Origin of the sequence: uncultured Flavobacterium sp., from assembly GCF_951805225.1 — a bacterium.
Classification (GTDB): domain Bacteria; phylum Bacteroidota; class Bacteroidia; order Flavobacteriales; family Flavobacteriaceae; genus Flavobacterium.
Genome location: NZ_OX638201.1, coordinates 4,338,615 through 4,363,097, shown reverse-complemented (window position 1 = coordinate 4,363,097; position 24,483 = coordinate 4,338,615). Strand labels below are relative to the sequence as shown.

Genomic DNA, 24,483 nt, shown 5'->3' with positions numbered 1-24,483 from the left:
CTAAAACAGAACATTATTGATTTCAATATGTTAAATAACAACTCTTTAAGTTAAAATATTTTTATATTGTAAATAAAATCGTACCTTGTTGTAAGTTATAGTCGACGAACTTACATAAAAGCCTGTTGTAATACAATTTTAAACACTACTCTTAAAAACTAAGATCATTTTTAGTTTTTTATTCGCCTAAATACTGATTGTTAAATTTAAATACCATTAAATAAGCAAATAAGTACTTAACGTTTATTTCTACATTTCTTTCTAAGTTTCAGAACGTTTTTTTTGCGTTCCTGTTCCGCTTATATGGTATTTAAAGTTTTTTAAAAGGATTCATAATTTGATTATGGGTCTGTTTTTTTAATTATTTAAAATGCCTCTTATGAAAAAAGCCTTAATTAATTATTTGATTTTTCTTCCATTTATAAAGGAATATTTTTTTCGAAATAAACAAAATACACCAACATTTTTTAATGGAAAGTTCAAACTAGCTTTAGTTCTATCTTTTATATGCACATCATTATGGGCTCAGCCACCACATATTTTCACAGCCGATGGCACAGTAGTCATTCCGGCGGGGATTACCTCTATGGATATTAAGGCATGGGGTGCTGGAGGTGCTGGTGGAGGCGCAGGTAACTCTCCTTTACTTAGCGGAAGAAGTGGTGCAGGAGGAGGCGGAGGCGCATATGCAAATGGTCTTATAACAGTCAATCCATTATCAGGAGTGCCTTTAAATATTAAAGTCGCCGGAGCAGTTACAGGAACTACTGCCACAGGAACAGCAGGAGGAAGCTCAACAATACAAAGTTTTGAAACAGTTATTTTAGCAGTTGGAGGAGGAGGAGGTACAGCCAATACAGCAGGCGGTACACCCAGTGGCGGAGCAGGTGGATTAGCCAGTGCTTCGATTGGTTCCATTTCAACAGCTTCTGGGATAACTGGAGGAAACGGAAATGCTGCCTTATTAAGTTTGGGTCTTTCATCTGGGGCTGGTGGTAATGCGGGTGGTACAGGAGGAGGTCTTGGAGGTGCAGCTCTTTCAACTTTATTATTAGGTAATGGACCAGGAAATGCAGGTAGCCCACCTGGTGGTGGCGGTAGTGGTGGATTGCAGACCGTAGGAAATCCTTCTCAAGTAGGAGGTTCAGGTGCTCATGGACAAGTTATAGTTACTTATACATGTCCAACTTATAATATTACAGGAATATCAGCAACCAATGTTTGTATTAGTCCAGGAACATCTTCAGTAACAGTTACATCGAGTGCTGCATCTTTACCTATTGGTATTTATACGGTTACTTATAATCGAGGCACACCCGCTGCTACAGGATTAACTGCAGCAATGACAGTAACTACAGCAGGTACAGGAACTTTTACGGCAGTAGGTTTAACAACTACAGGTACAAGTTCTATTGCCGTTACAGCATTAACATCAGGAGTTTGTATTTCTCCTATTTCAGGAATTACAACCAATGTGACAATTTCACCACTGACAGTAGCAGGATCAGTTGGTGGAGGTACTACAATTTGCAACGGTGCAACAAGTGCAGGTTTATTATTAACAGGAAATGTAGGTTCAGTTCTAAGATGGGAATATTCAACAACTCCGTTTTCAACCTGGACACCTACATCTGTTGCAAATACAACAACAACATATACTTCAGGAGCACTCACAGAAACTACACAATTTAGAGCTGTAGTGCAAAGTGTTGCTTGTAATACCTTAAATTCGACACCAACAACCGTAACTGTAAATCCATTACCACAAGGAAGCTTGTCAGCCAATGGTCCATTTTGTGCAACTGGCGCCGGACAATTAACATTTACTGCAACATCTGGAACTGGACCTTATACCGTAGTTTATAATGATGGAGTTGCAAATCGTACTGCAAATAGTGTAGTAAGCGGAACCGCTTTTGCAACTTTCACGACACCAGTTTTAAGTACAACAACTTATACTTTAGTTTCTGTTACCGATGCTAATACTTGCGTAAGAAGTTCTGGTTTCACCACAAGTTCAGCAACAATTACTGTTAATCCATTACCACAAGGAAGTTTGTCAGCCAATGGCCCATTTTGTGCGACTGGCGCTGGACAGTTAACCTTTACAGCAACATCCGGAACAGGACCTTATACTGTGGTTTATAATGATGGCGTTTCAAATCGAACAGTAAATAGTGTCGTAAGCGGAACCGCTTTTGCAACAGCTGTTACCCCAGTTATAGCAACAACAACTTATACTTTAGTTTCCGTTACTGATGCAAATACTTGTATAAGAAGTTCAGCTTTCACTACAGGTTCAGCAACGATCACCGTAAATCCATTACCACAAGGAAGCTTAACGGCTAATGGTCCGTTTTGTGCAACTGGCGCTGGACAATTAACCTTTACAGCGACATCCGGAACAGGACCTTATACAGTAGTTTACAATGACGGAGTTTCAAATCGTACTGTAAATAGTGTCGTAAGCGGAACCGCTTTTGCAACTTTCACGACACCAGTAATAAGTACAACAACGTATACTTTAGTCTCGGTCACCGATGCAAATACTTGCGTAAGAAGTTCAGGTTTCACCACAGGTTCAGCAACAATTACTGTTAATCCATTACCACAAGGAAGCTTGTCAGCCAATGGTCCATTTTGTGCAACTGGCGCTGGACAATTAACATTTACTGCAACATCTGGAACTGGACCTTATACCGTAGTTTATAATGATGGAGTGGCAAATCGTACTGCAAATAGTGTAGTAAGCGGAACCGCTTTTGCAACCGCCGTTACTCCAGTAATAAGTACAACAACTTATACTTTAGTTTCAGTCACTGATGCAAATACTTGTATAAGAAGTTCTGGTTTCACCGGAGGAGGTTCTGCAACGATTACTGTTCGACCATTACCCCAAGGAAGTTTATCAGCCAATGGTCCGTTTTGTGCAACTGGTGCAGGACAATTAACTTTTACCGCAACATCGGGAACAGGACCTTTTACCGTCGTTTATAATGACGGAGTTGCAAATCGCACTGCAAACAGTGTAGTAAGCGGAACCGCTTTTGCAACTTTCACTACACCAGTAATAAGCACAACAACTTATACTTTAGTCTCGGTTACCGATGCAAATACTTGCGTAAGAAGTTCTGGTTTCACCACAAGTTCAGCAACAATTACTGTTAATCCATTACCACAAGGAAGCTTGTCAGCCAATGGTCCGTTTTGTGCAACTGGCGCCGGACAATTAACCTTTACTGCAACATCGGGAACAGGACCTTATACTGTAGTTTATAATGATGGAGTTTCAAATCGCACTGCAAATAGTGTAATAAGCGGAACTGCTTTTGCAACCGCTGTTACACCAGTAATAAGTACAACAACTTATACTTTAGTTTCCGTAACCGATGCAAATACTTGCATAAGAAATTCAGGTTTCACGGGAAGTCCAGCAACAATAACCGTAAATCCATTACCACAAGGAAGCTTGTCAGCCAATGGTCCGTTTTGTGCAACTGGCGCCGGACAATTAACATTTACCGCAACTTCAGGAACAGGGCCATATACAGTAGTTTATAATGACGGAGTTGCAAATCGCACTGCAAATAGTGTAGTAAGCGGAACCGCTTTTGCAACTTTCACAACATCAGTTTTAAGTACAACAACTTATACTTTAGTTTCCGTTACCGATGCAAATACTTGTGTAAGAAGTTCGGGTTTCACCACAAGTTCAGCAACAATAACTGTAAATCCATTACCACAAGGAAGCTTGTCAGCCAATGGTCCGTTTTGTGCAACTGGCGCAGGACAATTAACATTTACCGCAACATCTGGAACTGGACCTTATACCATAGTTTATAATGATGGAGTTGCAAACCGCACTGCAAATAGTGTAGTAAGCGGAACATCTTTTGCAACCGCTGTTACCCCAGTTATAGCAACAACAACTTATTCTTTAGTTTCCGTTACCGATGCTAATACTTGCATAAGAAGTTCAGCTTTCACTACAGGTTCCGCCACAATAACAGTAAACCCATTACCACAAGGAAGCTTGTCAGCCAATGGTCCGTTTTGTGCAACTGGCGCCGGACAATTAACTTTTACTGCAACTTCCGGAACAGGACCTTATACTGTAGTTTATAATGACGGAGTTTCAAACCGTACTGCAAATAGTGTAGTAAGCGGAACTGCTTTTGCAACTTTCACGACACCAGTAATAAGTACAACAACCTATACTTTAGTTTCCGTTACCGATGCAAATACTTGTGTAAGAAGTTCAGGTTTCACCACAAGTTCTGCCACGATAACCGTAAACCCATTACCACAAGGAAGCTTGTCAGCCAATGGTCCGTTTTGTGCAACTGGCGCTGGGCAATTAACATTTACTGCAACATCCGGAACAGGACCTTTTACAGTTGTTTATAATGACGGAGTTTCAAATCGCACTGCAAATAGTGTAGTAAGCGGAACAGCTTTTGCAACTTTCACCACACCAGTTTTAAGTACAACAACTTATACTTTAGTTTCTGTTACCGATGCAAATACTTGTGTAAGAAGTTCTGGTTTCACCACAGATTCCGCCACAATCACGGTTCGTCCATTACCACAAGGAAGCTTGTCAGCCAATGGTCCATTTTGTGCAACTGGCGCGGGACAATTAACCTTTACTGCAACATCGGGAACAGGACCTTATACCGTAGTTTATAATGACGGAGTTTCAAATCGCACTGCAAATAGTGTAGTAAGCGGAACCGCTTTTGCAACAGCAGTCACACCAGTTTTAAATACAACAACTTATACTTTAGTTTCCGTTACCGATGCAAATACTTGCATAAGAAGTTCAGGTTTCACCACAAGTTCTGCCACGATAACCGTAAACCCATTACCACAAGGAAGCTTGTCAGCCAATGGTCCGTTTTGTGCAACTGGCGCGGGACAATTAACCTTTACAGCAACATCGGGAACAGGACCTTATACCGTAGTTTATAATGACGGAGTTTCAAATCGCACTGCAAATAGTGTAGTAAGCGGAACCGCTTTTGCAACAGCAGTCACACCAGTTTTAAATACAACAACTTATACTTTAGTTTCCGTTACCGATGCTAATACTTGTATAAGAAGTTCAGGTTTCACCACAAGTTCTGCCACGATAACCGTAAATCCATTACCACAAGGAAGCTTGTCAGCCAATGGTCCATTTTGTGCAACTGGCGCGGGACAATTAACATTTACAGCAACATCCGGAACAGGACCTTTTACTGTTATTTATAATGACGGAGTTTCAAATCGCACTGCAAATAGTGTAATAAGCGGAACTGCTTTTGCAACCGCTGTTACACCAGTAATAAGTACAACAACTTATACTTTAGTTTCCGTTACCGATGCAAATACTTGCATAAGAAATTCAGGTTTCACGGGAAGTTCAGCAACAATAACTGTAAACCCATTACCGCAAGGAAGCTTGTCAGCCAATGGTCCATTTTGTGTGAGTGGTGCAGGACAATTAACCTTTACCGCAACATCCGGAACAGGGCCTTTTACAGTTGTTTACAATGACGGAGTTGCAAACCGTACTGCAAATAGTGTAGTAAGCGGAACTGCTTTTGCAACCTTCCAAACACCAGTTTCAAACACAACGACATATACTTTAGTTTCGGTTACCGATGCTAATACTTGTATAAGAAGTTCAGCTTTCACGGGAAGTTCAGCAACAATAACGGTTAATCCATTACCAGTTCCGGTTTTTTCTGTTCAGCCTGGAGCAACTGTTTGTGTTGACGATAGTGTTACTTATACCACTTTGGCTGGACAAACAAATTATCTTTGGACAGTTCCGGGCGTTGCAGGTACAGATTATAATATTACTGCAGGAGGAATCTCAACAACCAATAATACAGTTTCATTACAATGGAAAACAACAGGAAATAAAACAGTTACTGTAAGTTATTCTTCAAATGGATGTGCGGCAGTTGTAAATGCAAGCAACTCGACAAACGTAATAAAAACTCAACCCGGAATTGTAAACGGAGGAACACATGTTTGCAGCGGAAATCCAAGTCCTTTGTTAACTTTAAGTGGCTATAACGGCACTATTGTCAGATGGGAATATGCCGAATCTTTGCCATATGTATGGCAATCTATAAGTCATACAGGAGTTACTTATCAACCAGGAATATTATCTACCAGTACTAGCTATAGAGCTGTAATAAAAAACGGAACCTGTGCAGAAGATTTTTCAATAGAAACAAGAATTGATATTGATACAAGACCTTCAACGCCAGTGCCTGGAACTATAGTACAGCCAACGTGTGTTAATCCTACGGGAAGTGTAGTTTTAAATGGCTTAATTACTGGTCCTAATGTGGTCATTAATCAAACCGGTACATCTTTGCAAACCTATACTGATTTCGGAGCAAGTTATACGGTTAGTAATTTATCTCCGGGTACTTATTATTTTACGATTCAGGATGGAGCAAATTGTCCTTCATTACCAACAGAAGGTATTGTGATTATACCGCCTGTTACAAATATTTGGAATGGTTCAGTTTGGTCAAAAGGACTTCCGCCTATAATTACTGATATTGTCGAATTTGCGGGAAATTATCAAACAACAGGAAATCTGAGTGCTTGTTCTTGTATCGTTCATCCGGGAGTTAGTGTTACTGTAAAATCCAATCACACGTTAACTATTCAGAACTTTTTAGATAATAATGGAGGGATTTTAACCTTTGAAAATAATGCAAGTCTGCTTCAGGTAAACAATTCAGCTAATACAGGAAATATTTTTTATAAACGCGACACTCCTCCGGTTCGCCGTTATGATTTTACCTATTGGTCATCTCCGGTTACGCGTAGTCCGGCTTTTACATTACATGATCTGTCGCCTAATACTTTGATAGATAAATATGAAGGATATAATCCCTTAACAGGATGGATAATTTATAATAATGGAACTGAGCCAATGGCAGCAGGAGCTGGTTATACCGTGAGGGCTCCTCAAAATCATGACCTTGTTACTCCTAATATTTACCATGCAACGTTTGAAGGAGTTCCAAACAATGGCCCTTATAATATAAGTTTAGGAGCAGCTGAGAAATGGAGTCTATTAGGAAATCCATATCCTTCTGCAATTTATGCAGATCAATTTATCTTTGATAATGCCGCAAATATTTATGGGACTTTATATTTCTGGACTCATAATTCATCACCTAATAGTACAACATATGCTTATGCAGCCGAGGATTATGCAATTTATAATTTATCAGGCAGTATAGTTATAGGCGGTATGACCGGAACAGGAGCAGGAACCCCCGGAAATCAAAACCCTCCATTAGGATATATTGCTGCAGGACAATCATTCTTTGTGAAATCAAAAACTGGACAGAACGCTGTTTTTACAAACTCAATGCGAGTTGCGGGAAATAATACACAATTCTTTAAAAACGCAAATACAAAGCTTGAAAAACACAGGGTCTGGCTTAATTTAACAAATACCCAGGGAGCTTTCAAGCAATTACTGGTTGGTTATATCGAAGGAGCAACAGATGGTTGGGATACTAATTATGATGGAATCACAGCAGATGCAAACAAATTTTTAGATTTTTACAGCATCAATGGAGATCTAAAACTTGTGATTCAAGGACGTGCATTACCGTTTAATGATTCTGATATTGTTCCGTTAGGATATAGATCGGCAATTGCGGGCGAGTTTACGATTGCAATAGATCATGCCGATGGTCATTTGAGCGCACAACCAATTTTTATTGAAGATAAAACTTTGGGCATCATACGTGATTTAAGAGAAAGCAACTATACATTTACAACTACAACAGGCGTTTTTGCAGATCGCTTTGTGTTGCGATATAAGAAAACATTAGGAGTTGAAGACTTTGATAAAAATGAAGATAACGTTATTGCTTTTGTAAAAAATAAAAGCATTAAAGTATCATCGCTCAAAGACGCCATTAATGAAGTTTTTATTTATGACGTTTCCGGAAAAATGCTCTATGAAAAAAAGAAAATAGGAAATACCGAATTACAAATAACAAATCTACAATCAGGAAATCAGGTTTTATTTGTAAAAGTGATTTTAGAAAATGGTTATATATCAACTAAAAAAGTTGTGTTTTAGGATTTAAAAAAAATAAAAAAGAGAATGTAGAAATACACTTTAGTATAATAACCCTTCAAGTCTTTGATTTGAGGGGTTTATTATTTTAAATCAGAAAATAATTAAACAGCTTAATTATTTTTAATGAAAATTAATTTTGTCTTATTGTGTTGTAAACAAGTCTTTTACGGGTTTATTGGTTTGGTGATTCACCGTAATTTTGTCCCATCAAAAACAATGATAATTAATCTTAAGAACTTAGAGACATTAGTAGAGCAATAAGCAAAAGATAAAAAAGGTACTAAAAGAAAAAGACAACAATACATTGTTGTAGTTCACAAAGCGGATTTAATCATAGTTTTTCCTTATATATATAAAAGTAAAAAACCACTCACGAGCGAGTGGTTTTTTTGTTTTATAAAGAAAACACTTTCCTCTTAAAAAGTCTTTTGCAAACTTCCATTAGTTTTAGTAATTGCCTTTTCGTTTTTATAATCAATCCATTTTTGGCCTTTAAATTTTCGCATTAAAATATCAAAATGGCGCATGATGAAAACATTATAAACCGCTTTTGATAAGTTCGTAACATTTTTAGGAAAAGCCCTTAAACTCATAGAAAATCCCGGAGTCAGGTATTTCATATAATGCCAATAACCTTCCGGCATGTATAACATTTCACCGTGTTTCAGATTAGTGATATAACCTTCGGCATTTTTAAGAGCCGGAAATTTTTCGTAATCAGGATTGTCAAAATCAATGTCTTCTCTCGAGATCAAAGCATGCGGAACTTTGTACAGGAACTTCGTTTGACTTGGAGCAAAAAGCATACATTGTTTTTCTCCATGAAAATGAAAATGCAAAATATTCGAATAATCGATATCATAATGCATAAAGACTCTTGAATTTTCTCCGCCAAAAAACAACATTGGCATTTGCTTGACTAATTTCAGGCCAATATCCGGCCACAGAAAGTCGTTTTTTAACGTAGGCACCTCTTTCATTAGATTATAAAGAAAGATGCGGTAATTGGTAGGTTTTTGTTCTAAAAGATTAATGTAATCGCTCATCTTCATTTTAGTATGAGCTTCATTAAAGCCATCTTCATGATTTACAGGCCTGTCATCGTATAAAGGAACGATGGTTTCACCTGCGATTTCTTTGATATATGATAATTTCCATTTATGATAGGCTGGCCAATCTTCGGTCAGTTCTTCAATAACAACGGGAATTTGCTTTTTTACATATTGGGAAATAAAATCAGATTTTGAGATTTTTTTTACCCTTTCGATTTGTTTTAACTTCATCTCTCTAAATAAAAAAATTGCTTCTGGCACTAAGTCAAGAAGCAATTTAAAAATATTTTGTGAGATTTATGAACTCTTTTAATTAAATTTTTGATTTGATCGAAGCCTCAAGGTTTCTTTCAATTGTGTGTCCTGGTCTCGTCCACTTAGGTTTTTCGCCTAATGGAGCAAATTGAGAATCAGCAGCTTCAACAGTTTGTGGCTGTGAAACTTTAACAAATGGTTTTTGTGGAATTAATCCTAACAAGTCAAACATTTTCATGTCTTCGTGAACATCAGGATTTGGAGTAGTCAATAATTTATCACCTGCAAAAATTGAGTTTGCACCGGCAAAAAAGCACATTGCTTGTCCTTCACGGCTCATATTTGTTCTTCCTGCAGATAAACGAACTTGTGTGTCCGGCATAACAATTCTTGTAGTTGCTACCATTCGGATCATTTCCCAGATTTCAACTGGTTTTTCTTCCTCCATCGGAGTTCCTTCAACGGCAACTAATGCATTAATTGGCACAGATTCCGGTTGAGGATTTAAAGTAGAAAGCGCAACAAGCATTCCTGCTCTGTCTTCGATGCTTTCTCCCATTCCAATAATTCCTCCGCTACAAACGGTAACATTCGTTTTACGAACATTTTCGATAGTTTGCAAACGGTCTTCGAAACCACGTGTAGAAATTACATCTTTATAATATTCTTCAGAAGTATCTAAGTTGTGGTTGTAAGCATACAAACCAGCTTCTGCTAAACGTTGTGCTTGATTTTCGGTAATCATACCTAAAGTACAACAAACCTCCATGTCTAGTTTGTTAATGGTACGAACCATTTCCAAAACCTGATCAAACTCTTCGCCATCTTTTACGTTTCTCCAGGCAGCACCCATACAAACGCGAGAAGATCCGCTTGATTTTGCACGCAAAGCCTGAGCTTTTACCTGACTTACACTCATTAGATCATTACCTTCAACACCAGTATTATATCTGGCAGCTTGCGGACAATAACCGCAATCTTCCGGACAACCTCCAGTTTTGATAGATAGTAAAGTTGATACCTGAACTACGTTCGGATCATGTTTTTGTCTATGAATAGTTGCTGCTTCATAAAGCAAGTCCATCATAGGTTTATTATATATGGCGATTATCTCGTCTTTTGTCCAGTTGTGTTTTGTAATGCTCATTAGGTACATTGTTTTTGAAGGTTCAAAAGTAACGAAATTGTTCTAATCAACCAATGCTGAATCCTGTAAATGAATATTTGACAGTTATTTTCAAAAAAGAAACACTCTAAAATCACATAATTATATTTTTTTATGATTTTAGAGTGCTAAAATATCTATTTTGTTTTGAAATATTAATCGGCTACATATTTGTTATTCCAATATAACATCATCATCAGGGTGACAATGACCGACGAAGCGATTCCTTCAAATAATAAACAAATGCAATAAGTTGGTACAGAAGGATTTCCGCCAAACATAAAAGTTTCAGATAATGTTTTTACATAAGCATCACCACCTCTTGCATAACTATAAACCAATAATCCAAAAACGCTCATAGCCACGCCAACTACTGAAGTTGCCATTGCAGAAACAGCATTTGACACAAAATTGGTTTCTCCTTCATGCAAATTCATTTTCATGGTTTTGTTTACGCCATAAAATATAAAGAATACATTCAGAGTACGCAGGTAGAATAAATGAGCTAAACCTAAAACGTTCATCAATAAAAAATAAATTCCTATTCCAAGGAATATCAAAAACCCGTTGGTAATTTCTTTAGGTAATTTCATAGTGGTTATTTTTAAAGAAGTTAATAGTAAATATTTGATAAACAGAGTTCTATATCAAATTTACTAAAAAAATAACTATGATGATTTAAAAATGGCAAAAAGTATGCTGAGGTTGGCGCAAAAAATATTTTGTTGTTGTAAAGTGTAGTCCTTACAGGACATTTATGTAGATTGGGTATTGTTTTGCTACCAATATTTAATTCCTAACGGAATATATTTTGATGGAGATTATGTGCCGTTACCAACATTTAACTCCTAGCGGAGTATTTTGCGAGTGATTCTAATTATTAATTTAGAAAAGAAAATATCTCGTAAAGATTACATGTTGGTATAAAAAATTATAGCCAATCTACATAAATGTCCGGTATCAACTACACATTTCGGCAGAATATAAGATTGAGCTTCAGCAAAAGTATTTTGTAGTTGATTCTAATATTAATTTCGAAAAAGAAAATATCTCGTAGAGATTACATATCGGTAGAAAAAATTATCCACACCAAACAAATGTCCCGTAGGGATTACACATTCTGCAAAACAATAAAAATTACGCTTCCGCGAAAGAATAACGAATGAAATATTTAAAAAATATTAAAGCTGATTTACAAAAGCCAAAGCATTTATTTTATCCTGATTTAATTGTTCTTTCAATAAATCTACCGAACCAAATTTTTGCTCTTCACGAAGATATTTCAATAGTGAAACTTCGATTTTTTGACCATAAATATCAGCATCAAAGTCAAAAAGATGTACTTCGATCGTTTGTTTTTGCCCATTTACAGTTGGATTAAAACCGATATTCATCATTCCGAAAACTTCTTTTTGATCCACAACGGCTTTAACAACATAAACGCCAGTTTTAGGAATAAGCTTGTAATCTTCTTCAATTTGGATATTTGCCGTTGGAAAACCAATCGTTCTTCCTAATTGTTTTCCTTTTACAACTTCACCGGATAAAAAATAATCATAACCCAGATAATCATTGGCAAGAGCCATATTTCCTTCATTTAACGCTTTTCTGATTTTGGTAGAACTTACAGAAACATCCTGAATTTCTTGTGCCGAAATCTGCTCCACTTCAAAACCGTATTCAGCGCCAAAAGCGATTAAATCGTCAATATTTGCCGTTCTGTTTCTTCCAAAACGATGATCGTGACCAATAATTATTTTCTGAATATGAAACTGATCCACTAAAATCGAATGAACAAATTCTTCGGCAGTTAATCTTGAAAAACTTTCGTTAAACGGATGAATAACAAGATTTTCTATTCCGGTTGCTTCCAGAAGTTTCGTTTTTTCAGAAATCGTATTTAAGAGTTTGATTTCTGATTTTTCTTGTAAAACCATTCGCGGATGCGGGAAAAAAGTCAGAACTAAACTTTCGTATTTTCCGTTTTCCGTATTTTGAGTAATTCGTTCCAGAATTTTTTTATGACCAATATGTACGCCGTCAAAGGTTCCAAGAGTTAAAATCGTTTTCTTGGTTGACTGAAAATCGTTTATAGAATGAAAGAGCTTCAAAACAAATAATTTAAGATGGTGCAAATTTATACTATCTATTTTAAATTTGGTACTACGCCTAATTGATTTTTGATGAGATTCTATTTCTTTTTGTGAAAAAGAGCCAACTCGTCGAGCAAAAAGCATTAATTGTCGTATTTATGTAAGAATTTAATTTAATTCGTTTAATTTTGAATTCTAAATACCAACCTATTAGTATGAAAAAACAATTACTTTTATTATTGATTATATTTTGCTGTGCCCAAATTCAAGCGCAAAGTGATGATTTATGGCAAAAAGTTAGTTCAAAAACACTCAGTAAAAGAACAAATACGATTGATTCAGATAAATTATACTATAAATTAAATGCTGAATCTCTCCAGGCAAAATTATCTTCAACAACAAATAAAAGTTCAAAAAGTACTACCACAACAATTACGATTCCGAATGCAAAAGGCGTTTTAGAGCGCTTTCAGGTTTGGGAATCTTCAAATTTTGAACCGGAATTACAAGCCAAATATCCAGAAATCCGAGCTTACGAAGGAAATGGTTTAGATGATAAAACAGCCAAAATTCATTTTAGTGTAGCGCCAATTGGTATGCAAACTATGGTAATTCGTGCAGATAAACCAACAGAATTTATAGAGCAAAATCCGGAGGACAAAACCGGATATGTATTGTTTACTTCAAATCATAGTCTTAATTCTACTTCTAAATTAGTTTGCGGACTGAAAGATGTTGTTTCAAAAAATAAGTCAACAAAAAAGACAGCAAAAACAACTGCAAGCAATAAAGTTTTCAAAACTTTGAGATTAGCGTTGTCTTGTACAGGAGAATATGCTGCTTTTTTTGGAGGTACAAAAGCCGGAGCATTAGCAGGTATGAATGCGTCAATGACAAGAGTCAACGGAATTTTTAATAAAGATTTGGCGGTACAATTAATTATAATTGCCAATAATGATGCGGTAATTTATACGAATGCAGCGAGCGATCCTTATTCTAAAGCCGCTGACGGAACAGCAGATTATCCCGGTACAACAGATTATCAAGTATGGAATATTGAAGTTCAAAATAATTTAACAGCCGTAATTGGTGAAGGAAATTATGACATTGGGCATTTATTTGGAGGTTCCGGAGGCGGAGGAAATGCAGGTTGTATTGGTTGTATTTGTAGCAGTCCTCCTGAAATAAATAAAATTGGTAAAGGAAGCGCTTATACGTCTCCGTCAAATGGAGTGCCTCAGGGAGATACATTTGATATTGATTTTGTAGCACACGAAATGGGACATCAATTAGGAGCAACACATACTTTTTCTCACGTTATCGAAGGTACAGGAACAAGTGTTGAACCAGGAAGCGGTTCTACACTTATGGGTTATGCAGGAATTACGGATTACGATGTTCAAAACAATTCAGATGATTATTTTGCATACACCAGCATTTCGCAAATTCAGGATAATCTTGCTACAGTAAGCTGCCCTGTAAGTACTCCAATAACTAATAATCCTCCAACAATTAGTGCAGGTTTAGATTATACGATTCCTATTAGTACAGCATTTGTTTTGAAAGGTACAGGTTCTGATCCTGATGGAGATACAGTTACTTATACTTGGGAAGAAAATGATAGTGCCATTACAACAGATAAAAGTAATAGTATTGCATATCCCACAAAACCAGATGGTCCATTGTTTAGATCAATACGACCAGTAAGTTCACCAATTCGATACATGCCAAGTTATGATTCAGTACTTCAAAATAAACTGACTACAACTTGGGAATCTGTTTCGGATATTGCAAGAACGCTGAATTTTACTTTAACCGGACGTGATAATGCAGCTCAGGGAAAAGCCCAAACTTATACAGATGCGATGGTTGTAAATGTTGCTTCATTTGCCGGACCATTTTCAGTTACTTCGCACAAAGATAAAAATGTAAGTTGGAGTCAGGGGCAAAGTCAAACAGTAACTTGGAGTGTCAATAATACAAATACTTTGTTTGGATCTTCGGCAGTAAATATAAAATTGTCTACAGACGAAGGATTGACTTTTCCGATAACTCTCGCGGCAAATACACCAAATGATGGTTCAGAAGTTATCACGCTTCCTGCAAGTGTACCTTCATCAAAAAATTGCAGAATCTTGATTGAACCAGTTTCAAATATTTATTATGCATTAAATAGTACGCCATTTGCAATAGGATATACTTCAAAAACGACGTGCGAAACGTATAGTTTTGGAAACTCTTTCAGTATTCCATATTCAAGTACTTATACTTCTAAAACGATAACTGTACCGGCATCAACAGGAATTATTGAAGATGTAAATGTTTCATTAAATGTAACACACAACAGACTTTCTGATCTGGAGATTGAAGTTGTAAATCCGCAAGGAACAGTTGTTCGTTTATTTAATCAAGCTTGTACAGATGTCGCATCTACATTAGTATTACAGTTTGACGACGACGGAGTAAATTTGGATTGTAGTAAAACAACCTCACAAATTGTAATTCCGGTTGATGCTTTGAGCGCTTTTAACGGTCAAAATCCGCAAGGAAACTGGATTTTTAGAATTCGTGATGCCGTTGCAGGACAATTTGGAACACTAAATTCAGCTTCGATAAACATTTGCAGTCAAACATTTACCTTAGGAACAGAGGATTTTAATATTATAGATTTTGTTCTTTATCCAAATCCAAGTAAAGGAAATTTCACTATTCAATTTGAAAGCGAAGGCACAAATAGAGTTCAGGTTTATGTACACGATATTTTAGGCAAAAGAGTTTATTCTAATTCTTTTGATCCTACTTCTAATTTTGATCAGAATATTCAATTGCCACAAGTATCTGCAGGAATTTATCTTGTAACAGTAATTGATGGAGATCGTAGAACAGTTAAGAAAATTGTTGTGAATTAATTTTGCCCGCGGATTTTACGGATTAAACGGGTTTGCACAGATTTTTGTTTTAAAATCTTAGAGATTCTGTGTTGATTTCATAATAGATCTAAATTTTATTTTTTAGTAGAGGCGCACAGCAGTGCGTCTTGGTGTAAATATTTAGATTAAAAAATATCTAATCTGCGACAATCGGTTTAATCCGTAAAATCCGTGGCTAATAAGTCTATGAATTCGCAATTGCCATACAAACAATACTAATTTTTGTTCCCGGAATTTTTAATAGAGCACGTGAACAAGCTTCAAGCGTTGCGCCCGTTGTTAAAACATCATCGACAATTAAAAAATGTTTGTTTTGAAGGTCTTCTGTAGAAATTACATCAAAGATATTTTCGATATTATCTGATCTTCCGGAAAGATTCTTTTTTGATTGTGTTTTAGAATATATTTTTCGATATAAAGTCGAATCGTTATACGGAATATTCAATCCTTTACTTAAAGTTTTTCCAAAAGTAGTAACCTGATTATAACCTCTTTCTTTTAATTTTTTTGGATGAAGCGGAACTGGAACTACAAAATCAAAAGGAATTTCCAGATTCAATTCTTTTAAATCTTCGACATACCAATTTCCTAAAACAAAGCCAATTTCTTCGTGACCTTTGTATTTTAAATTGTGAATGAGTTCCTGAACGATTCCTTTTTTATTAAAATACAAAAGTGCCGATGCATGTTCAATCTCAATTTTACCATAAAACTTTTTGACAGCTTCATTTTTGGGATCCAAATGATATTGAGTAAGAGGCATTTCATGGCGACAACTTGTACATAAAACGGTTTCGTTAGTAACCAAAACGGTATGACATCCGGCGCAAACTTTAGGAAAAAACAGGTTGATAAGATAATTAAACACAAATAGAAAGAATTTAGTTACAAAAATAACAAAATCAATCCTGCAATCTTTGTAATTTTTCTTTTTTTTAAACGTACTTTTTATATTTTTGCATCACTATGGCAAAACAAGAAGATTTATTAAAGAATGTGGTTTCGCACGCAAAAGAGTACGGATATATTTTTCCGTCAAGCGAAGTATACGATGGATTAAGTGCAGTCTATGATTATGCACAAAATGGTGTCGAGTTAAAAAAGAATATCCGTGAATATTGGTGGAAATCAATGGTTCAGATGAACGAGAATATTGTCGGCCTTGATGCTGCAATATTAATGCATCCAACGACTTGGAAAGCTTCAGGCCACGTTGATGCTTTTAATGATCCGTTGATTGATAATAAAGATTCAAAGAAAAGATATAGAGCTGACGTTTTAGTAGAAGATTATGCTGAAGCGCTAAATAAAAAAGCGAAAAAAGAAATCGAAAAAGCGAAAACTCGTTTTGGAGATGCTTTTAACGAACAGGAATTTGTAACTACAAATGCCAGAGTAGTTGAATATTTAGCCAGAGAAACAGAAATTAGAGAGCGTTTAGGACGTTCTTTAGGAAATGGAGACCTGGAAGATGTAAAAGCTTTAATCGAAGAATTAGAAATAGCTGATCCTGAAACCGGTTCAAGAAACTGGACAGAAGTACGTCAGTTTAACTTAATGTTCGGAACAAAATTAGGAGCTTCTGCAGATACTGCAATGGATTTATATTTACGTCCGGAAACGGCGCAAGGTATTTTTGTGAACTTTTTAAATGTTCAAAAATCGGGTCGTATGAAAGTTCCTTTTGGAATTGCTCAAACAGGTAAAGCATTTAGAAATGAGATTGTTGCAAGACAATTTATTTTCCGTATGCGTGAATTCGAACAAATGGAAATGCAATTTTTTGTACGTCCGGGAGAAGAAATGCAATCTTATGAATATTGGAAAGAAACCCGTTTAAAATGGCACTTATCTCTAGGATTAGGAAAAGAAAATTACCGTTTTCACGATCACGAAAAATTGGCGCACTATGCAAATGCTGCTGCTGATATTGAGTTTAATTTCCCATTTGGTTTCAAAGAATTAGAAGGTATTCACTCAAGAACAGATTTCGACTTAAAAGCACATGAGAAATTTTCAGGAAGAAAATTACAGTATTTTGATCCTGAATTGAATGAAAACTATGTGCCATATGTAGTAGAAACTTCAGTTGGTTTAGATCGTATGTTTTTGGCAGTTTTCGCAACATCATTACAAGAAGAAACTCTTGAAGACGGTTCTACAAGAACAGTTTTAAAATTACCGTCAGTTTTAGCGCCTACAAAAGCAGCTATTTTACCATTGGTTAAAAAAGATGGATTGCCGGAAATTGCCAGAAAAATCATCGAGGATTTGAAATGGGATTTCTCTGTTGCTTATGATGAAAAAGATGCTGTAGGACGTCGTTACAGAAGACAAGATGCTCTTGGAACACCGTTTTGTATTACAGTAGATCATCAAACTATCGAAGACGAAACAGTTACAATTCGTCATAGAGATACAATGAAACAAGATCGTGTAAAAATTTCTGAATTGAAAGACATTATTGAAAACGAGGTTTCTATGAAAAACTGGTTGATGAAAATGTAAACTTTTATACATAATAATACAAAATCCCAAATTCCTTTATGGAATTTGGGATTTTTTTAATCCAAAAATGTGTATTTTGTCGATGAAATTTGCATTTCAGCTTTATGTTTTAACATTTGTTCATAATGTATTAACATTGAAAAGTTTAGATACATGAAATGCGTAATTTTAATTAGAGAAAATATATTAAAATTAAATTTTTTCAGGCGTATTGATGAAACTAAAGCAATAGTTGTCGTGGATTAATGAAAGAACAACATAAACCAATATTGAAACAGTATTCGTATATTATAATTGACGATGATGCAGAAAGTATTTTGAAAACCCGAACAATTGCAGAAGGTTTTTCAGAATTGGCTTTTGTGGCTTCGGCAACGAATTATCAAGAAGGTTTAAATTTAGTTTTAGAACACAAACCATCAATTATTTTTTTGGAAATAGATCCCAAAGATTTATCCAGTAAATTATCATTGGCTTTTATCAATGAATTACATCGGTTTTTATCCATTTTGCCTAAAATAATTGTGACAACTTTTACAAAAGAAGGCGCTTTTGACGCTATTCAATATGGCGTTTTTGATTACATTTTAAAGCCGATAATAACAATTGATATATTAAAAAGTATTCTGAAATTAAATAAGGAACTTGTTGAGGTCAATACAGTTAGTACTTCAGATGAAATAATCACCCAAATAATTCCATCTGAAAAAACTTCTAAAATTGTTGAAAACTCATTGTTAATATGTGTAAAATCTTACGGTGATTATCGCTACATTAGTGCATCAGATATTTCATATTTTCAAGCTGACAATAATTCGACCGATATTTATCTAAATTCAGGCGAAATGATAACAGCTTTTAAAACGTTGAAACATTTTGAAAGTGTTTTAGAGTATCCATTTATCCGAATTCATAATAGCTATATTATTAATCGAAATTATATTGCCAGAATTCATAACGGAAACTCAATTTGTTACATAAAAAATTCTTCGAAAAAGATTCCTTTTTCGAAAACTTATAAATCAAATGTTGATTTAATTATTGCCGATTTTGCAGCAGGAAATTATTTAGAAGTCTAAAAATTAGACGATTACATCTAATTCACGTTCATTGACTATCAATTGGGCATGATCTACCATAAACCTGTTTTTTCATATAAGTTTTTTTCGTTTGTAGTGTTAGTTTTACACCATGATTCGCTCCCCGGCGATGATTCTCCAAAAATTTTAAATCAAACACTTAAAACCTCAAATCATGAAAAAGGCAGCTTTAACATTCGGACTATTTTCTTTAATAATGGTAGCAACTTCATTCGCAACACCAGAAAAAACTAACAAATCAATTGCAGGAAATATTGATATAATGATTGGTGTAGATGGTGGAAACGGAAGACCAACTAGAAAAGGAGACAATGTTTCTAATGTATCCAAAGAATCAAATTTAAACGAGAACCAAGTAAAAGGCTTTGCTCTTGACAGCCAATTGACAAAATCAAGCGTAAAATTAGATTAAGAAAAATATAAAAATATAAATAAAAGGCTGTCAGTTTTTGGCAGCCTTTTTTTTTGTGTCTATAGATTTAGTATTTTTGAGAAAAATCGTAGACATACCTTGAAAAAATATTCTCAGATATTATTGTTTTTAGTTGTTGTCCTGTTTGGTTGTACCAATAAACCTAAGAAAGAGAAAAATGTAAAATCTTCAAAAGACAGTCTCTCTATCTATTTATCATTAGCAAATGATATTAATTTACCCTTTCATTATAAACAAAAATATAATCAGAAAGCATTTGATATAATTATAGATCAGCAAAATGATTCTCTTAATAGAGCTAATTTATTTAAAATTGCTAATCGCTATTATAATATGAGTGATTGGAAATCTTATAAAAGAATATCTAAACTGGTTTTGGAAAGATCAAAAAGTGGTAAAGATTCATCCAGTATTGCTAAAGCTTATACTTATTTAGGGGATTATTATCAATCACAAATGGTTTCTGATAGCGCCTTTTTGAATTATTTCAGAGCAGAAAAAATATATTTAAGAATTAATGATGATGTTAATCTTGTCAAAACTTTTATTGCCAAAGCAGATTTGCAGTTGCATGAAGGAGATTTTTTTGAAAGTGAGATCACTGTTTTTAAAGCGCTTAAGATTTTAAAAACCAAGAAAAATGTAAATAAAGAGCTTTATGAAGGTTACAATTTACTCGGAATTATTTATAATGAGCGTGAAGAATATGACAAAGCATTAGAGTATCATAATAAGGCATTGTCTATGCTTAATGATAAATCAATTTCATTAGAGTTTCAGCTTAAAGCCATTTCATTAAATAATATTGGGTACGTTTATTTAAACATGCATAATTTTAATCAGGCAAAAAATTATTTCAAAAAAGGTTTGGAGCAAAAAGATTTGTTTAATGGTAATACAGCTCTTTATGCAATACTTTTAGATAATTTAGCTTATTCTAAATTTAAATCAGAAGATTTTACAGATTTGCCAGCGCAATTTTACAGAGCATTAAAAATTAGGGACAGTCTGAAAATTGAGCCGGGAATTATTTTAAATAAAATTCATTTATCTGAATATTATGCATTTAAGAAAGATACGTTTAGGGCAATACAGTATTCAAAGCAAGCACTGGTTTTATCCAAAAAATCAAATACAATAAGAAATATATTAGTGTCATTAAAGCAAATTGCTATTGTAGATCATGGCAATGCTTCAGTTTATTCTAAAAATTATATCGAATACAATGAAAAACTGCAAAAAGCAGAACGTAGAATGGGTGAAAAATTCTCCCGAATCGAATACGAAACCAACGAAATAAAAGATCAAAACTCAAACCTACAAGAGAAAAATAAGACATTAGTTTACGTTTTTAGCATTTGTACATTATTGGGTTTATTTTTTTATGTTTACAAAACACAACAAGCCAAAAACAGAGAATTACTTTTTAAGCAGCAGCAGCAAATTGCAAATGAAGATATTTATAATTTGATGATTTCGCAGCAAAATGATATTGAGATGACTCGTATCAAAGAAAAGAAAAAAGTTGCTCAGGAATTACACGATGGTGTTTTGGGCAGAATGTTTGGAGTCAGAATCAGTTTAGACAGTTTAGATAAAATAGATGAAGCCCATGCAGCGCCCAAAAGAAAGAAGTATTTGGCAGAACTTAAACATATTGAGGAAGATATACGAGAAATTTCGCATGATTTAAATCGCGAAAAATCGGAATTAATTAATAATTTTGTTGCGATTTTGAACAAATTGTTTGAAAATCAACAAAATACTTTTATGTCAAGATTGGTTACTTCGTTTGATTCTCATATTAAATGGGAATTGGTAGGTAATACAGTCAAAATCAATTTATATCGAATTATTCAGGAAGCACTCCAAAATTGTAATAAATACGCAAAAGCAAGTACAATTGAAGTGGAGTTTAAGAGCGAAATCAATCATTTGGTTCTTTCGATTTCTGATGATGGAGTTGGTTTTAATACCAAAAGAACCAAGAACGGAATAGGATTGCACAATATTCAATACAGAGCAGCAGAATGTAAGGGTACAGTTACGATAAAATCTGCCAAAGGAGAAGGAACAATTCTCATAATTAAAGTCCCAATTGATCAAAAAATAAACCTACAAAATAATGACAGTTGACATAACAGCCCCGTTTTCGCAACTTACTAAGCGAAACATTTTAATAGTTGACGATCATCCTTTTATTATCGAAGGATATAAGAATGCTATCACGAGATATAATCCTAAGGAATATGAATTTCTTATTTCTCAAGCACACGATTGCAAATCGGCTTATGATTTATTACAAGATGCTGAAACCCCAAATTTCGACATCGCATTTTTAGACATTAGCATGCCTTCGTATGAAGAAAAAGATATTTTTTCTGGTGAAGATCTGGCAAAATTGATCATAAAAAAGATGCCCAATTGCAAGATCATTTTGCTGACAATGTATACAGAATTACTAAAAATCAAAACAATCATAAGAACAATCAATCCAAATGGGTTAATCATAAAAAATGATTTAACGTTTGATGAATTGCTTTTTGCATTTGATAAAGTAATGAAGAATGACAAATATTACAGTCAGTCTGTAGTAAAAATGGTCAACCAATCTCCTCATAATTCAATAGAAATTGATCAGTTTGATAAGCAAATTTTATTTCATTTGTCAAAAGGAACAGAACATCATACAATGCCGCAATATATTCCGATTTCCTTAAACGCAATCGAAAAGCGGAAAATCAATCTCAAAGAATTGCTTAAAATAAAAACCGGTTCAGATGATGAATTGGTTAAAGAAGCTAAAAGCAAAGGACTTTTTTAAGTAAATTCCAAAAAAGAAAATTCCAAATCCCAATACTTATTATGTTATTGGAATTTGGAATTTTTTATATTGAAATTTCAAGAAAATTTATTCACTCAAAGCATCCCAACCGCGAGCTTTCAACGGAATTTGTGTATTTGCACGAGTTACCAGATTTATTCCTTCGCTTTCGTCTGCCATATGACCGATGATTGAGAAATTTGGATTTCCTTTTATTTTATCAAAATCATTAATGTCAATAGTAAAAAGCAATTCATAATCTTCTCCGCCATTAATTGCTACAGTTGTACTATCGATATTAAACTCTTCGCAAGTCGAAATAAATTGCGGATCTAACGGAAGTTTATCTTCGTATAAATTACAACCCACTTTTGACTGTTTACACAAATGAATAATTTCAGAAGATAATCCGTCTGAAATATCAATCATCGAAGTTGGTTTAATTTCAAGAGCGTGCAATAAAGTACGTACATCTCTTCTCGCTTCAGGTTTTAATTGACGTTCGATCAAATAACTGTACATATCAAGATCAGGCTGACTATTTGGGTTCACCTGAAAAACTTGCTTTTCGCGTTCCAAAACCTGTAATCCCATATATGCAGCACCAATATCACCGGTTACAACAAGAAGATCGGTTTGTTTTGCGCCATTTCGGTAAACGATTTCGTCTTCACTAGCTTCACCAATTGCAGTAATGCTAATAATTAATCCTTTTTGAGATGAAGTTGTATCGCCACCAATTACATCAACTTTATACTCTTTTGAAGCGTGCGTAATTCCCTCAAATAATTCTTCTAAGGCTTCTAGTGGAAAACGATTAGAAACAGCGACAGAAACCGTTATTTGCGTTGGTCTTGCATTCATTGCGCAAATATCAGACAGATTTACAACAACAGCCTTATATCCTAAATGTTTTAAAGGCATATAAGCCAAATCAAAATGTACACCTTCAATCAGTAAATCTGTAGAGACAACTACTTTTTTATCTTTAAAATCAAGAACTGCGGCGTCATCACCAATACTTTTCAAAGTAGATTCCTGAGTAACATCAAAATTTTTGGTTAAATGTTCAATTAAGCCAAACTCGCCTAATTGCGCTATACTTGTACGTTGCGGATTTTTATCTTCGATCATTTCTTTTAAGTTCCAAAGTTTTTAAGCTGCAAAGGTACAAAGGTTTTATTGAACTTAATGTTATATAGTAGATATGTATATGTAGAGGCACACTGCTTTGCGTCTCACATCTGGTAACCACAATTTATTCCGTATTAAACCCGACAGGTTTTTAAAACCTGTCGGGTTTAAATTGCGATCCACCTTTGTCAAAGTTTTAAACTTTGACAAAGGTTTTCGTTTCTAATTCAGGGTAAAAAAAATATTAAAAAAAATAAATCCTGCTGACAAACTGTTGTCACCGACCCTCGATAATTTTGAAGTATTAAAATAATTAAAACTTTAAAACTATGAAAACATTAGCTGCACAAGTAATTACTCCTGAAGATTTGTTAATACACTGGCAAGGACACCGCGCTTTAACTCGTCGCGTAATTGAATTATTTCCTGAAAAAGATTTTTTTGAATTTTCGATAGGAGGAATGAGAACTTTCGCAAAACTAACAGACGAACTTTTGGCGATTGCAGTTCCTGGACTTAAAGCAATTGTAACCAAAGAAACTACACCATTTTCAGAAGGAACTGAAAAGTTAATTTTTAAAGCACAATACCTTGAAAAATGGGATGAAGCGACAGCCGAAATTAATAAATACTGGGAGAAATTATCTATCGAAGATTTTAATGAAAACTTTAATCTTTTTGGTCAATATGAATTTCCTGTAATCCAGAATATTTTGTATTTTGTTGATAATGAAGTTCATCACCGCGGACAAGGATATGTATATCTAAGAGCTTTAGGAATTACTCCGCCTTTCTTCTGGGAAAGACAGTAATATAATCAAGACGTTTTTAATGAACTAAATCAATTTATTCAAGACTAAATTATAAATCAAACAT

Annotated in this window: 14 protein-coding genes; 8 read left to right on the top strand and 6 right to left on the bottom strand. The window is 34.7% G+C overall.

Annotated elements, in window-relative coordinates:
- The first annotated feature begins 379 nt into the window (after window positions 1–379).
- A complete protein-coding gene (locus WN975_RS18260; RefSeq protein WP_337967744.1) occupies window positions 380–8,113 on the top strand; it encodes a T9SS sorting signal type C domain-containing protein in 7,734 nt (2,577 codons plus the stop codon).
- Between the two features lie 416 nt (window positions 8,114–8,529).
- Here WN975_RS18260 and WN975_RS18255 read toward each other — a convergent pair whose 3' ends face one another.
- The 4 genes from WN975_RS18255 to WN975_RS18240 form a co-directional block, all read right to left on the bottom strand.
- The gene (locus WN975_RS18255) at window positions 8,530–9,396 is read right to left on the bottom strand and encodes a cupin-like domain-containing protein (RefSeq protein WP_337967743.1); all 867 of its coding nucleotides are present in this window, start codon (window positions 9,394–9,396) and stop codon (window positions 8,530–8,532) included.
- Between the two features lie 82 nt (window positions 9,397–9,478).
- Window positions 9,479–10,567, bottom strand: coding sequence for a biotin synthase BioB (gene bioB / locus WN975_RS18250; RefSeq protein WP_337967742.1), 1,089 nt, complete (start codon window positions 10,565–10,567; stop codon window positions 9,479–9,481).
- Between the two features lie 173 nt (window positions 10,568–10,740).
- Window positions 10,741–11,178, bottom strand: a complete 438-nt coding sequence (locus WN975_RS18245; protein ID WP_337967741.1) for a hypothetical protein — start codon at window positions 11,176–11,178, stop codon at window positions 10,741–10,743.
- Window positions 11,179–11,766: 588 nt separating this feature from the next.
- On the bottom strand, window positions 11,767–12,696 hold the full coding sequence (locus WN975_RS18240) for a bifunctional riboflavin kinase/FAD synthetase (RefSeq protein WP_337967740.1): 930 nt from the start codon (window positions 12,694–12,696) through the stop codon (window positions 11,767–11,769).
- Window positions 12,697–12,893: 197 nt separating this feature from the next.
- Here WN975_RS18240 and WN975_RS18235 point away from each other — a divergent pair, with 197 nt between their 5' ends.
- On the top strand, window positions 12,894–15,587 hold the full coding sequence (locus tag WN975_RS18235) for a M12 family metallo-peptidase (RefSeq protein WP_337967739.1): 2,694 nt from the start codon (window positions 12,894–12,896) through the stop codon (window positions 15,585–15,587).
- A 205-nt stretch (window positions 15,588–15,792) separates the two neighbouring features.
- Here the strand turns inward: WN975_RS18235 and WN975_RS18230 are convergent, their stop codons facing one another.
- A complete protein-coding gene (locus WN975_RS18230; RefSeq protein WP_337967738.1) occupies window positions 15,793–16,476 on the bottom strand; it encodes a phosphoribosyltransferase family protein in 684 nt (227 codons plus the stop codon).
- Between the two features lie 98 nt (window positions 16,477–16,574).
- On the opposite strand from WN975_RS18230, the gene WN975_RS18225 reads away from it, so the two are divergent.
- The 5 genes from WN975_RS18225 (at window position 16,575) to WN975_RS18205 (ending at window position 22,473) form a co-directional block, all read left to right on the top strand.
- Window positions 16,575–18,116 carry a glycine--tRNA ligase gene (locus tag WN975_RS18225; protein ID WP_337967737.1) on the top strand — a complete coding sequence of 514 codons (1,542 nt, stop codon included), beginning with the start codon at window positions 16,575–16,577 and terminating at the stop codon, window positions 18,114–18,116.
- A 245-nt stretch (window positions 18,117–18,361) separates the two neighbouring features.
- On the top strand, window positions 18,362–19,195 hold the full coding sequence (locus tag WN975_RS18220) for a LytTR family transcriptional regulator DNA-binding domain-containing protein (RefSeq protein WP_337967736.1): 834 nt from the start codon (window positions 18,362–18,364) through the stop codon (window positions 19,193–19,195).
- A gap of 175 nt (window positions 19,196–19,370) precedes the next feature.
- Window positions 19,371–19,628 (top strand): hypothetical protein, encoded by a 258-nt coding sequence (locus tag WN975_RS18215; protein WP_337967735.1) that lies wholly within the window; start codon window positions 19,371–19,373, stop codon window positions 19,626–19,628.
- A 99-nt stretch (window positions 19,629–19,727) separates the two neighbouring features.
- Window positions 19,728–21,785 carry an ATP-binding protein gene (locus WN975_RS18210; RefSeq protein ID WP_337967734.1) on the top strand — a complete coding sequence of 686 codons (2,058 nt, stop codon included), beginning with the start codon at window positions 19,728–19,730 and terminating at the stop codon, window positions 21,783–21,785.
- A complete protein-coding gene (locus WN975_RS18205) occupies window positions 21,775–22,473 on the top strand; it encodes a response regulator (RefSeq protein ID WP_337967733.1) in 699 nt (232 codons plus the stop codon). The genes WN975_RS18210 and WN975_RS18205 overlap by 11 nt, the downstream gene beginning before the upstream one ends.
- An 87-nt stretch (window positions 22,474–22,560) precedes the next feature.
- Here WN975_RS18205 and thiL read toward each other — a convergent pair whose 3' ends face one another.
- Window positions 22,561–23,607, bottom strand: coding sequence for a thiamine-phosphate kinase (gene thiL, locus WN975_RS18200; RefSeq protein ID WP_337967732.1), 1,047 nt, complete (start codon window positions 23,605–23,607; stop codon window positions 22,561–22,563).
- 329 nt (window positions 23,608–23,936) lie between these two features.
- Here thiL and WN975_RS18195 point away from each other — a divergent pair, with 329 nt between their 5' ends.
- Window positions 23,937–24,419: a DinB family protein gene (locus WN975_RS18195; RefSeq protein ID WP_337967731.1), complete on the top strand. Its 483-nt coding sequence runs from the start codon at window positions 23,937–23,939 to the stop codon at window positions 24,417–24,419.
- The last annotated feature ends 64 nt before the right edge of the window (window positions 24,420–24,483 follow it).

What these genes read in the sequence shown, in the direction of transcription:
- bioB (WP_337967742.1), bottom strand. Translation starts at nt 10,567, where the DNA reads ATGAGCATTACAAAACACAACTGGACAAAAGACGAGATAATCGCCATA.
- WN975_RS18205 (WP_337967733.1), top strand. Translation starts at nt 21,775, where the DNA reads ATGACAGTTGACATAACAGCCCCGTTTTCGCAACTTACTAAGCGAAAC.
- WN975_RS18235 (WP_337967739.1), top strand. Translation starts at nt 12,894, where the DNA reads ATGAAAAAACAATTACTTTTATTATTGATTATATTTTGCTGTGCCCAA.
- WN975_RS18220 (WP_337967736.1), top strand. Translation starts at nt 18,362, where the DNA reads ATGAAAGAACAACATAAACCAATATTGAAACAGTATTCGTATATTATA.
- WN975_RS18215 (WP_337967735.1), top strand. Translation starts at nt 19,371, where the DNA reads ATGAAAAAGGCAGCTTTAACATTCGGACTATTTTCTTTAATAATGGTA.
- WN975_RS18255 (WP_337967743.1), bottom strand. Translation starts at nt 9,396, where the DNA reads ATGAAGTTAAAACAAATCGAAAGGGTAAAAAAAATCTCAAAATCTGAT.
- WN975_RS18245 (WP_337967741.1), bottom strand. Translation starts at nt 11,178, where the DNA reads ATGAAATTACCTAAAGAAATTACCAACGGGTTTTTGATATTCCTTGGA.
- thiL (WP_337967732.1), bottom strand. Translation starts at nt 23,607, where the DNA reads ATGATCGAAGATAAAAATCCGCAACGTACAAGTATAGCGCAATTAGGC.
- WN975_RS18195 (WP_337967731.1), top strand. Translation starts at nt 23,937, where the DNA reads ATGAAAACATTAGCTGCACAAGTAATTACTCCTGAAGATTTGTTAATA.
- WN975_RS18225 (WP_337967737.1), top strand. Translation starts at nt 16,575, where the DNA reads ATGGCAAAACAAGAAGATTTATTAAAGAATGTGGTTTCGCACGCAAAA.
- WN975_RS18260 (WP_337967744.1), top strand. Translation starts at nt 380, where the DNA reads ATGAAAAAAGCCTTAATTAATTATTTGATTTTTCTTCCATTTATAAAG.